Source organism: Micromonospora avicenniae, assembly GCF_900156065.1.
Classification (GTDB): Bacteria; Actinomycetota; Actinomycetes; order Mycobacteriales; family Micromonosporaceae; genus Micromonospora; species Micromonospora avicenniae.
Map to the genome: position 1 here is coordinate 251,846 of NZ_FTNF01000003.1, position 11,889 is coordinate 263,734.

The 11,889-nt window shown below is 73.0% G+C and carries 9 protein-coding genes; 5 read left to right on the plus strand and 4 right to left on the minus strand.

The annotated features are described in order from the left end of the window. Nucleotides 1-21 precede the first annotated feature (21 nt). Nucleotides 22-2,547 carry a polynucleotide kinase-phosphatase gene (locus tag BXA10_RS06850; RefSeq protein ID WP_076468721.1) on the minus strand — a complete coding sequence of 842 codons (2,526 nt, stop codon included), beginning with the start codon at nt 2,545-2,547 and terminating at the stop codon, nt 22-24. Beyond that, nucleotides 2,544-4,025: a 3' terminal RNA ribose 2'-O-methyltransferase Hen1 gene (locus BXA10_RS06855; RefSeq protein ID WP_076469253.1), complete on the minus strand. Its 1,482-nt coding sequence runs from the start codon at nt 4,023-4,025 to the stop codon at nt 2,544-2,546. The genes BXA10_RS06850 and BXA10_RS06855 overlap by 4 nt, the downstream gene beginning before the upstream one ends. A 147-nt stretch (nt 4,026-4,172) precedes the next feature. On the opposite strand from BXA10_RS06855, the gene BXA10_RS06860 reads away from it, so the two are divergent. The 4 genes from BXA10_RS06860 (at nt 4,173) to fbaA (ending at nt 7,366) form a co-directional block, all read left to right on the plus strand. After that, nucleotides 4,173-4,658 carry a SigE family RNA polymerase sigma factor gene (locus tag BXA10_RS06860; protein ID WP_084752315.1) on the plus strand — a complete coding sequence of 162 codons (486 nt, stop codon included), beginning with the start codon at nt 4,173-4,175 and terminating at the stop codon, nt 4,656-4,658. After that, entirely contained in the window at nt 4,655-5,743 is a 1,089-nt protein-coding gene (locus tag BXA10_RS06865) for an LCP family protein (protein ID WP_076468725.1), read from the plus strand. The genes BXA10_RS06860 and BXA10_RS06865 overlap by 4 nt, the downstream gene beginning before the upstream one ends. 52 nt (nt 5,744-5,795) lie before the next feature. Further along, entirely contained in the window at nt 5,796-6,179 is a 384-nt protein-coding gene (locus tag BXA10_RS06870) for a phage holin family protein (RefSeq protein ID WP_076468727.1), read from the plus strand. Between the two features lie 161 nt (nt 6,180-6,340). Further along, nucleotides 6,341-7,366, plus strand: a complete 1,026-nt coding sequence (gene fbaA / locus BXA10_RS06875) for a class II fructose-bisphosphate aldolase (RefSeq protein WP_076468729.1) — start codon at nt 6,341-6,343, stop codon at nt 7,364-7,366. Nucleotides 7,367-7,487: 121 nt separating this feature from the next. On the opposite strand, the gene BXA10_RS06880 is transcribed toward fbaA, so the two are convergent. After that, a complete protein-coding gene (locus BXA10_RS06880) occupies nt 7,488-8,687 on the minus strand; it encodes an LOG family protein (RefSeq protein ID WP_175649135.1) in 1,200 nt (399 codons plus the stop codon). A 321-nt stretch (nt 8,688-9,008) separates the two neighbouring features. Here BXA10_RS06880 and BXA10_RS06885 point away from each other — a divergent pair, with 321 nt between their 5' ends. Further along, nucleotides 9,009-9,437, plus strand: coding sequence for a DUF3151 domain-containing protein (locus tag BXA10_RS06885; protein WP_076468733.1), 429 nt, complete (start codon nt 9,009-9,011; stop codon nt 9,435-9,437). Between the two features lie 69 nt (nt 9,438-9,506). Here BXA10_RS06885 and BXA10_RS06890 read toward each other — a convergent pair whose 3' ends face one another. Beyond that, nucleotides 9,507-11,822, minus strand: a complete 2,316-nt coding sequence (locus BXA10_RS06890) for a hypothetical protein (RefSeq protein ID WP_076468735.1) — start codon at nt 11,820-11,822, stop codon at nt 9,507-9,509. Nucleotides 11,823-11,889: the final 67 nt, after the last annotated feature.

Consider the following 11,889-nt stretch of genomic DNA (forward strand, 5'->3'; position numbering starts at 1 on the left):
GGGCACCCGTCGGGCCGAGACCTACAACCGTGGGTCGACCGGCTCGGACTCGCAGGCGAGGATCGCGAACACCAGCGCGTGCCGACGCCACAGCGGCACGCCGTCGGCAAGCCCGTCCAGCGCCGCCAGGCCCAGGCCGTGCTCACGCAGCGCCAGCCCGCGCTTGCGGCCGAGGGAGCGCTGGCGCAGGAGCTTCAGCTGCTCCGGCTCGTCATAGCCCGGGCCGTAGATGATCCGCAGGTACTCCCGCCCCCGGCACTTGATGCCCGGCTGGAGCAGCGACCCCCGCTTACTGCGGGCGGCGAGACCCGCGTACGGCTTGACGACCATCCCTTCGCCGCCCGCTGCCGTGAGCGCCAGCCACCAGTCCGTGGCGGCGGCGACCGACGCCTCGTCGGCGAGGTGGACCACCTGTCGCCGCGTCGGCGTGAAGAACTCCGGATCGGCGGCGCAGAGCCGGTCGGCCAGGTCGAGGTGCCAACCGTGATCCCGGTCGGCGTAACTGCTCTCGGAGCCGGCGAGCACCGCGAACGGTGCCAGGGTCACCCCGCGCAGACCCTCGGTCGGCCGGACGTACGCCCGGTAGGCGGCGCTGTAGGCGCGTACCTCGTCGTGCCGGCGGGCCATCCGGTCGCGCAGTTCGCCGACCGGCAGCCCTCGGGCGGCGGCGGAGTCGAGCGCCTCCCGCACCGCCGGCAGGGCGGCGCGGCCGGCGGCGCCGACCCCGGCGTACTGCTCACGGATCAGGCCGCCCGCCTTGGCCGACCACGGCAGCAGTTCGGCGTCGAGCAGCAGCCAGTCGGTCTCCAGCTCATCCCAGAGCCCGGCCGCGCCGATCGCCAGCCGCACCCGGTCGAGCAGCTCGGTGTCGAGCGGCTCTCCGAAGAACGGCCGGCCGGTACGGGTGTGCACCACGCCGCCGCCGGGGCCGAACCGACCACCGTCGCGATCCCGGCAGACCAGCACCACGGCCCGCGAGCCCATGTGCTTCTCCTCGCAGACCACCCGGTCCACGCCGGCCGCGCGGTAGTCGGCGAACGCGTCCGCCGGGTGTTCGAGGAACCCCTCCTGACTGGACGTCGAGCAGGGGGCCATCGTCGGCGGTAGCCAGGTCAGCCAGCGCGGGTCGACCGCGAACCGGCTCATCACCTCCAGCGCGGCGGCGGCGTTCTCGGCGGGTACGGTCAGCGAGCCGTAGCCGTGCTCGATGTGCCGGCGGCCCGCCACGTCGCCCAGCTCCAGCACCTCGTCCGGACGGGCCGGCGCAGCGGTCAGCGGCCGGGCCGGGGCGTACCACTCCCGCTCGGCGGCGACGGAGACCAGCTCCCGCTCCGGGTAGCGCAGGGCGGTGAGCCGGCCGCCGAAGACGCAGCCGGTATCGATGCAGATGGTGTTGTTGACCCACTCCGGCTCGGGCGTGGGCGTGTGCCCGTAGACGACCATCGCCGAACCTCGGTAGTCGCGCGCCCACGGGTAGCGGACCGGGAGGCCGTACTCGTCGGTCTCGCCGGTGGTCTCCCCGAACAGGGCGAACGCGCGCACCCGGCCGGACGCCCGGCCCTGGTACTCCTCCTTGAGTCCGGCGTGGGCGACCACGAGCCGGCCCCCGTCGAGCACGAAGTGGCTGACCAGCCCGTTGACGAAGCTCGCCACCGCCGACACGAACTCGGGTGACTCCGCCTCCAGCTGAGCCATCGTCTCGGCCAGACCGTGGGTGAGCCGGACGTCGCGGCCACGCAACCGGCGCAGCAGCTTCTGCTCGTGGTTGCCCGGTACGCAGATCGCGTGCCCGGCGGCGACCATGCCCATCACCAGGCGGAGCACGCCGGGAGAGTCCGGGCCGCGGTCCACCAGGTCGCCGACGAAGACGGCGGTACGCCCCGCCGGATGCGTGGCGTCGACCGGCCGGCCCTGCTCGTCGCGGTGCAGCCGCCAGCCGAGCCGGACCAGCAGCGACTCCAACTCGGCGCGGCAGCCGTGCACGTCGCCGACGATGTCGAACGGCCCGGTCAGCTCGCGCCGGTCGTTGAACAGCTTCTCGTACCGGACCTCGGCGGCGTCGATCTCCTCGGGGCCGCGCAGCACGTGCACCTTCCGGAAGCCCTCCCGGGCCAGCTGCCCGTACGTCCGGCGCAGATCCCGCTGCATCCGGGTGAGCACCTGCCGGCCGAGGGTGCGATCGGCGCGTACCTCCGTACGCGCCCAGGCCAGCGCCTCGGGCACGTCGAGCACGATCGCGACAGGTAGCACGTCGTGCTCCCGGGCCACCCGGACCAGCCCGGCCCGGGCGTGCGGCTGGAGGTTGGTCGCGTCGACCACGGTGAGCCGGCCGGCGCGCAGCCGCTTGCCGGCGACGTAGTGCAGGGCGTCGAACGCGTCGGCGGAGGCGGACTGGTCGTTCTCGTCGTCCGCCACCATCGCCCGGAACGCATCCGAGGAGAGCACCTGGCTCGGGAGGAAGTGCCGGCGAGCGAAGGTCGACTTGCCGGAACCGGAGACGCCGACGAGAGCCACCAGGGCGAGTTCGGGGATGTCCAGTACGGTCACGGCCGCTCCTCCTTCCGGGGCGTCAGCTGCGGCTCCCGGTGGTCCGGGTCCGGCACGTCGATGGTCAGTACGGCCAGCTGGGTGGGGCTGCCCACCTCCGGGTCCTCGTCGCCGACGCCGGAGAGCCGGAGGCGGTAACCGTAGGTGCCGGCCACCCGCTCGGCCCACGCGGTGAACTCGGCGCGGGTCCACTCGAAGCGGTGGTCGGCATGCCGGAACCGGCCCGCCGGCAGCCCGTCGTAGCGGACGTTGTACTCGGCGTTCGGGGTGGTCACCACGACGGTGCCCGGCCGGGCGTGCCCGAACACCACGTCCTCCAGGGCCGGCAGCCGTGGCGGGTCCAGGTGCTCGATCACCTCCATGAGCACCGCCGCGTCGTAGCCGCGCAGCCGGTCGTCCCGGTAGGTGAGCGCGGACTGCCAGAGGTTGATCCGGTTGCGCTGCCGCTCCGGCAGCCGGTCCAACCGCAGCCGTCGGGCGGCCAGCGTCAGCGCGTGGCTGGAGACGTCGGTGCCGACGATCTCGGTGTACCGGCGGTCACCGGCGAGGGCGGTGAGCAGCGCGCCGGAGCCGCAGCCCAGGTCGAGCACGCGGCTCGCACCACTGTCGGCGAGGGCGGCGAGCACTGCCGCACGCCGGCGGGCCGCCAGCGACGGTCGCCCCTGCGCGGCGGTGTCGGACCCGTCGTCGACAGTGTCGGCGGGCAGCGGCTCGTCGGTGAGCCGCTCTTCGGCCAGTTGGGTCAGCGCCTGCCCGGCCAGGGCGCGCTGGTGCGCCAGGTAGCGCCGGGTGATCAGCCCCCGTTCCGGGTGACCGGCCAGCCAGCCGGCGCCGGCCCGGAGCAGCTTCTCCACCTCGTCCGGCGCCACCCAGTAGTGCTTGGCGTCGTCGAGGACGGGGAGCAGCACGTACAGGTGGTTGAGCGCGTCGGCGAGCCGCTGGACACCGGTCAGCCGCAGGTCGACGTATCGGCTGTCGCCCCATTCGGGGTACGCCTCGTCGAGCGGGATCGGCGTGGCCTCGACCGTCCAGCCGAGCGGGGCGAAGACCCGTACGGCCACCTCGGCGCCGCCCCGGCATCGCAGCACCGGCACCCGCAGCTCCAGGGGAATCGGGGTCGCTGCCAGCTCCGCGCGTTCCCGCGACTCGCCGCGCAGGGCCGAGCGGAACACCTTGGCCATGGCGGAGGCGAGCAGGCTGGAGGCCGCGTACGGCCGGTCGTTGACGTACTGCCCGAGGTTGAACGTCTCAGGCGTGGCCGACGGACCGCCGCGTCCGCGCCGACGGGCGCCCGCCAGCCGCAGCGAATCCACGTCCAGCAGCAGGGCGGCGGTGCAGCGCTGCTCGTCCGCCTCCGGGTAGAAGACGTGCGCCGTGCCGACCGGTACGTCGAAGGACTGCACCCGGTCGGGGTGCTTGACCAGCAGGTGACCGAGGTCGGTCGCCGGCCGGTGCGTGGTGGTCAGGGTGAGCAGCACGCCGACCATGGTGGCAGCCGGATCGATCTTGCGTCGCCCGGTTTTCGCCTGCCCTTCGGCATCAGAGGATCCGGGAGGAGACGGCGGGCCGCCGCAATGTTTCGTCCGCCCGGATCCGTCATCAGGAGCAGGAGCTCGGGAGGTGTGGTGACGTACGAAGAGTTCGCCGACCCGCGTCTGGCCGCGTTGCTGCGGTACGCGGTGATGCTCACCGGTGATCCACACCAGGCGGAGGACCTGGTGCAGGAGACGATGGTCCGGGTACAGCTCAACTGGCGGCGGGTGGCTCGGGCCGACTCGCCCGAGCGGTACGTGCGCCGGATGCTCACCAACCAGTACATCGACTGGCGGCGGGGCTCGTGGGTGCGCCGGGTGCTGTTGCGCGCGGAGCCGGACGAGGCCGTGCCCGCACCCAGCGATCACGCCCAGTCCTCCGTGGACCGGGACCAGGTCTGGTCCTGGCTGGCCCGGTTGCCCCGCCGCCAGCGGGCCAGCCTGGTGCTGCGCTACTACGAGGACCTGCCGGACGCGGAGATCGCGGACATCCTGGGCTGCGCCGTCGGCACCGTGCGCTCGTCGATTTCCCGCGCCCTGGCCACCCTTCGGACCGAATACGTGGAGGTCTGCTCGTGACTGAGAGAGAGCTGCGTGCCGCGTTCACCCGGCACGAAGCGCTGACACCACCGGCCGGTCCGGTGCGCGCGGCGATCGACCGGGTGGCCGCCGTGCGTCGTCGCCGTCGGCAGCGGGTCCGCGCGGCCGGTGTCGCGCTCGCCCTGGTCGGCGCGCTCGGCGTCGGGTTACCGCAGCTCGCGCCCCGCCCGAGTCCGCAGCACGCCCCAACCGTCGCCGGGCCGTCGACAGGGCTGCCCACCGGAGCCCTGAACCTGCTGGTGCTCGGCCTTGACACGAGGTCGGACGGAGCACCGCCGTCGGCCGACTCGGTGCTGATCGTGCACATCCCGGCCGACCGCAGCCGGCCCTACCTGATCTCGCTCCCTCGGGACCTGGAGGTGAAGATCCCCGGGTTCCAGCGGAGCAAGCTCAACGCGGCCTTCGCGTACGGCGCCGGATCCGAACACCCCGACCGGAGCAAGGGGTACGACCTGACGCGCCGGGTCGTCGCCGACCTGACCGGCGTACGCGTCGATGCCGGCGTGGTCCTGACCTTCTCCGCGATGCGGAAGGCGACCGACGTGCTGGGCGGGGTGGAGATCTGCCTGCCGCAGCAGGTTGAGTCCGTCCACACCCGGCGGGTCTACCCCGCTGGCTGTCACCGCCTCGACGGCGCGGCCAGCCTCGACCTGCTCCGGCAGCGCCGCGGGATGCCGGACGGCGCGCTGGACCGCGACCGCAACGCCCAGCGGTTCGCGGCCGGCGTGGTGCGGCAGGTCGCCGAGCAGGGCGCGTTGACCGACCCGGTGCAGATGTCCCGCATCCTCGCCGCGATCACACCGGAGTTGACCGTGGCGGGCAATATGTCGGTGCCCGACCTGCTGCGGGTGGTACCGGAACTGTCGTCTGCCGATCCCGTCGGGCTCAGCCTGCCGGTCGTGTGGCCGGAGGTTCCCAGCTCACCCACCTCCACGGGCGAAACGGGCGGCCTGGGGCTGCGCGCCGACCCGCAGGCCGCACCGGCCTTCCTCACCGCGTTGCGGGAAGACCGGCTGGCCCAGTGGGCCGCGGCGAACCCGGAACGGGTCACCCGGCTTCGCTGAAGGATCTCCGAATCGGCCCACCGGCGCGTACCGTCGATGCCAGGATGGGACGGTGGGCTTCCTGATCCGGTGGGCGATCACCGCGGTTGCGCTGTGGATCACCACGCTGATCGTGCCCGGGGTCCACGTCGGCGGCCGGTCGGGGGCCAACACGGTGCTCACCCTGGTCGTCGTGGCGCTGATCTTCGGCCTCGTGAACGCGGTCCTCAAGCCGGTCATCAAGGTTGTCGGTTGCATCTTCTACCTGCTGACCCTGGGCCTGTTCGCACTGGTGGTCAACGCGCTGCTGTTCCTGCTGACCGACCGGATCGCCCGCGCGCTCGACCTCCCGTTCCAGATCGACGGTTTCTGGTCCGCGTTCTGGGGCGCCATCGTTATGGCTGTGGTCACCTGGCTGATCAGTGTCGCGCTCCCGGACCGGCTGGAGGGGCGGTGACCGCCGGCGCCGAAGGTCACCGGCCGGTGGACCCGCACAGGGTCGGTGGCGGCCGGTCGGCCGCGCTGCGGGATACTGCCCGACGGAGGACAGTGCGGTCCGGCGCACCAATGGACAACAGCGGCCAGCACGGCCGAGAGCGGTAAGAAGGAGCGTTCGACATGCCCATCGCTTCCCCCGAGGCCTACGCGGAGATGCTGGACCGCGCCAAGGCTGGCCGGTTCGCGTACCCCGCGATCAACGTGACCTCCTCGCAGACGCTGCACGCGGCGCTCAAGGGCTTCGCCGACGCGGAGAGCGACGGCATCGTCCAGGTCTCCACCGGTGGCGCCGAGTACCTCTCCGGCCCGTCGATCAAGAACATGGTCAGCGGTGCGGCGGCCTTCGCCGCGTACGCGCACGAGGTGGCGAAGAACTACCCGGTCAACATCGCCCTGCACACCGACCACTGCCCGAAGGACAAGCTGGACAAGTTCGTCCGGCCGCTCATGGGGATCTCGCAGGAGCGGGTGAAGCGCGGCGAGGAGCCGCTGTTCCAGTCGCACATGTGGGACGGCTCCGCGGTGCCGGTGGCGGAGAACCTGGAGATCGCCGAGCAGCTCCTCACCGAGGCCGCCAAGGGCAAGATCGTCCTCGAGATCGAGGTCGGCGTCGTCGGTGGCGAGGAGGACGGCGTCGAGAACGCGATCAACGAGAAGCTCTACACCACCGTCGAGGACGGTCTCGCCATGGTCGAAGCGCTCGGCCTGGGCGAGAAGGGCCGCTACATGGCGGCGCTGACGTTCGGCAACGTGCACGGCGTCTACAAGCCGGGCAACGTCAAGCTCCGCCCGGAGGTGCTCAACCACATCCAGATGGCGGTGGGCGCCAAGTACAACAAGGAGAAGCCGCTCAGCCTGGTCTTCCACGGCGGCTCCGGCTCCCTGCTGTCCGAGATCCGTGAGGCGCTCGATTACGGCGTGGTGAAGATGAACATCGACACCGACACCCAGTACGCCTTCACCCGGCCGGTGGCCGACCACATGTTCCGCAACTACGACGGCGTGCTGAAGGTCGACGGCGAGGTCGGCAACAAGAAGATGTACGACCCGCGGGTCTGGGGCAAGGCCGCCGAGGCCGGCATGGCCGCCCGGGTCGTCGAGGCCTGCGAGGCCCTGCGCTCGACCGGCACCAAGATGAGCAAGTAGGACGGACGACCCGACGGCCGGTCCCCTCGGGGGCCGGCCGTCGGCGTTCCCGGGCGACATACGAGCTGCCCCGCGTGTCGTCGCGTGCCTCGTCGCCCGGTGACGATGACGCCGCCGCTGCCTACCCCGCCGTCAGTAGCCGGACGGCCTCGTGGACGTCGTCGGTGAGGTGGATGCTCGGCGACAGGTCGCCGAGCGGGGAGCCGGCCAGCAGCGGGCGGAGCAGCGACTCGACGGGCAGTTCGGTGGTCCAGAAGGTGCGGTCGAGGAAGACGTACGCGCCACTGGAACCGTCCGTGCCGTAGAACGTCTTCGTCGCCGCCTGGAACACCTCCTGCACGGTGCCGGCGCGCCCCGGCGCGAACACGATCCCGCCCCGGGCGAGCCGGAGGATCGTGTCCTCACGGATCGCGTTGGAGAAGTACTTGGCGATCCGGCCGGCGAAGAGGTTCGCCGGTTCGTGCCCGTACAGCCAGGTCGGGACGGCGAGCCCGCCGGCCCGCGCCCACGCCAGGTCGTCCGCGCCGCGCTGCCGGGGCACCGGCGGGGCGTGCCGTTCGCGTACCCGCAGCGCCACCGCCGTGTACCGGTCGTGGTCGGTGAAGTCGGGCGCCGTCGCCAGCAGGTCGATCGCCTCGGTCAACTCTTCCGCCGGGTGGCCGGCGAGGTAGGCGCCGAGGTTCGCGGCCTCCATCACGCCCGGGCCGCCGCCGGTGATCACGAGCCGGTCGGCCCGGGCCAGCTCCCAGCCGAGTACGGCGGCCATCCGGTACGGCACGCTGCCGCGCGGTACCGCGTGCCCGCCCATGATCCCGACCACCGACTGCGGCCCGTACGCGGCCAGCCAGGAGCGGGTCGCGTCGGCGAGCGCGTTGTCGACCCCGTGGTCGTGCAGCCGCTGGCCGAGCGCCTCCTTGACGTCCGGCAGCGCGCCGCCGTGCGCCCGGAAGTGCGCGTACACCCGGGTGTCGTACATCCCTTCGAACCCCGCCTCGGCGAACCCGGCGGCCAGGTCCTCCGGCGTGTAGAGGTGGCTCGGCTGGGTCGGGTACGGCAACCCGGAAAAGGGCGGAACCACGTTGGCGCCACGCCGGACCAGGTCGGCGCCGACCTCCCGCGAAACGAAGCGGCAGCCGACGAAGAGCGTCCCGGCCACCGTGACCCGGCTCAGGTCGGGCACCGGGTCCAGGTCGAGCCGGAGGCCCTGCACGGTCAGGCCGGTCAGGTCGCCGCCGGCCAACCGCCTGTCGAACTCGACGCGGGTTTCGATCTCGTTCGTGGCATGCGGTTCGATGACGTCCGCGGGTGGTGGGGTGGGCACTCGGCCATCCTGCCTCGGCAGGTCCAATCCGACGAATGGCGGCCGGGCCACCCGGGCCGGGTGGGGCCAGCCTGCGGCGCGCCTTCGCGGCGAAAGCTTTCCGCAGTTCACATGTTCCCGGCGGACGCGACAGGAGCCCGGCGGCGGTAGCCACCGGGCTCCTGCATAACCGGGTCCTGGGGAGGCTCCGGACCAATAGTTGTAACGGAAAACACCTTCCTCCGGCATAGGCCGCAGGCGTGACCAACTCCTCAGCCGTTCAGCCAGCGAGCTGGGCCGACCCGCTCGCGTGTCCCAGGGCGAAGCGGGTTGAATGGGGCGATGCAGAACCTCATGCCGGAGCCCCCGGCCACCCTCCTCCCCGCGCACGACGAGGCCGACGCCGCGTTGGCCGCCGCCGAGACCGACGGCGGTGACGAGGCGCTCGCCGAGGTGGCGGCGCGGTATCCGACGTACAGCGCGGCGTGGGGGGCACTCGCCGCCCGGGCGCTCGCGGCGGGCCAGGCCGTCCAGGCGTACGCCTACGCACGCACCGGCTACCACCGGGGCCTCGATCAACTACGGCGCAACGGCTGGAAGGGGCACGGCCCGGTGCCCTGGTCGCACGAGCCGAACCAGGGCTTCCTCCGCTGCCTCTACGTGCTCTCCCGCGCGGCCGACGAGATCGGCGAGGCGGACGAGGCGGCCCGCTGCGCCCAGTTCCTCCGCGACTGCGACCCGGCTGCCGCGGACGCACTGTCCAGCAACTGACCCCAGCGATCGGTGGCCGGCTCGATGCCCGCCGCGCCGGCCACCGAGCGCCGCACGCCCGTCCGGCGCCTACAGCCCCTCGGCCACCGCGGCGGCGATCTTCAGCCAGGCGTCGCGGGTGGCCGTGGAGAGTCCGCTGTACCGGATCGGCTCGCCGCTGTCGATGAGCCGCTCGTACGGCGCGAGCAGCACCGCCCGGGTACGGGCGGCGAAGTGCTCCTGGATCGCGGGCAGGTCGATGTCCTTGCGGGACGGGGGCATCGACACCACGGTGACCGCCTGGCGGACCAGCCGCTGCCGGCCGCTCTGCTCCAGGTGGTCGAGCATCCGGGCGGCCGTCTCCGCCGAGTCGTTACGGGCGGACATAGTGACCACGAGCTGATCGGTCGCGTCCATGGCGGCCTGCCAGTTCTGCGCCCGGACGTTGTTCCCGGTGTCCACGAAGATCAGCTTGTAGAAGCGGCTGACCACCTCGCGGATCTCGGCGAACGCGGACGCGGTGAGCATCTCGCCACCGGTGGCCGACTCGTCCGAGGCGAGTACGTCGAACATCCCCTCGCCCTGCGAACGGACGTACTGCGACAGGTCGCCGACCCTCCCGTGCGCGCCCTGGAACTGGCCGAGGTCGCGAAGCAGATCCCGCACGGTGCGGGAGTGGAAGTCCTGCTGCGCCCGCATCCCGAGGGTGCCCTGGGTCTCGTTGTTGTCCCAGGCCAGCACGTAGCCGCCGCGCTTCTGCCCGAACGTCATGGCGAGCAGCAGGATCGCCACCGTCTTACCGGCGCCGCCCTTCGGGTTGACGACCGTCACCTGGCGCAGCCCGCCGAAGTTGCGGCGGACCATCTCGATCTCGCGCCTGAGCTCCTGTTCGTGCCGTCCCGGCGGCAGTCGCAGACCCATCCTGTTGACCACCGCCCGTACGCCCATCGTGGCGACCGGATCGGCGGGCCGTACCTGCCGCCGCCGGGCGAAGTCCTCCGCCGTCGGTGCGGGGCCGATGCCGGGCGGATGGCCGGTGGGTGCCGGACCCACTTCACCCGGCTGCGGCTGGTACGGCTGCTGTGCCGTCGGTGGGACCCCGTCCCCGTTCTGCTGCCACTGCGGCGGTTGCCAGTCGGAGTTGAAGGTGCCGGCCGCGGCTGTCGTACCGTCCGGTCGCGGGGCGGGTGACGGTTGCGCCTCCGCCACGCCGAGCCAGGGAACGGCACCCGGTGCCGAAGCCGGTGGCACGCCGGACCCGACGGCATCGACTATCGGCACGCCGGTCGCGGCCAGACTCTCGCCGGCATCACCGGGGCCGGCTGGAGCCGCGGGGCCGGCCGGGGTTGGCGCTGTTCCGTTCGCCGCACCGGCGTCGACCTCCGCCTGCACCAGCTGGGCGGACGGCGGGTCGGCCTCGGCGTTGGCCCGCTGCGGCGGGTACGCCCATGGCGAGTCACCCGTCCGCCCGGTGCCGGCCGGCCCAGTCATGGCGTTCGGCGACCGTCCGCCGTCGGCCGTCGGCCCGCCGTTGCCCGGTGTGCGGCCGCTCGGGTTTGCGTCGCCCTCGTCGGTGACGGCGATCGGCGGCCGTCCGGGCCCGCCGCGTCCGCTCCCGGTCGCAGCCGCCTGGGGCGCCTGGTCGACGACTGCGCGGCCGTCGCTCAGCCCGGGTGCCTGATCGAGGGAGAACGGCAGGTTGAGGTCGACGCCGCCGACCGCCGGCTGTCCGCCGACCGCCGGCTGTCCGCCGACCGCCGGCTGTCCGCCGACCGCCGGCTGTCCGCCGACCGCCGGCTGTCCGCCGACCGCCGGCTGTCCGCCGACCGCCGGCTGTCCGCCGACCGCCGGCTGTCCGCCGACCGCCGGCTGTCCGCCGACCGCCGCTGGTTTCCCGCTAGCCAGCGCGCTGACCACTGCCGCGCCGGAGTCGCCGTCAGCCACCCGGTCGCTCACGGTCACGCCGGGCGGTGGTGGAGCGGTGGTGCCGGATGGCGGTGGTGCCGTGGTGCCGGGCGGTGGCGATGCGGTGGTGCCGGGTGACGGTGGTGCGGTGGTGCCAGGTGGCGCCCAGCCGTTCGGCGGTGGTGCGGTGGTGGCGGGTGGCGCCCAGCCGTTCGGCGGGGGCAGCGCGCTGATCAACGAGGGGTAGGCGTCGGCGCCGGCGATCGGCTGGACGGGGACGGTACCGGTCGGCGTGCCCGAGGCCGGCTGCCCGGAGACCGGGCCGGGGGCCGGTGCCTCGCGCTGGGGCGCGGTCGTGTCCGCGGCGACCGGGGCGGTCACGGGGGCCCAGGGCGGAGCGGCGGCGTCGGCCGGATCCGAGGGCCACAGTGGTTCGATGTCCCGCTCCGGCACCGGCTGCTGGCCGGGTACGTGCACCCGGTCGGCGTTGTCGTCCACCACGGTCCCTCCCCAGTCCTCCTGCCGAGGATAGGCCCAACGGTCGCCGATGGCTGGTCAGCGAACCGGG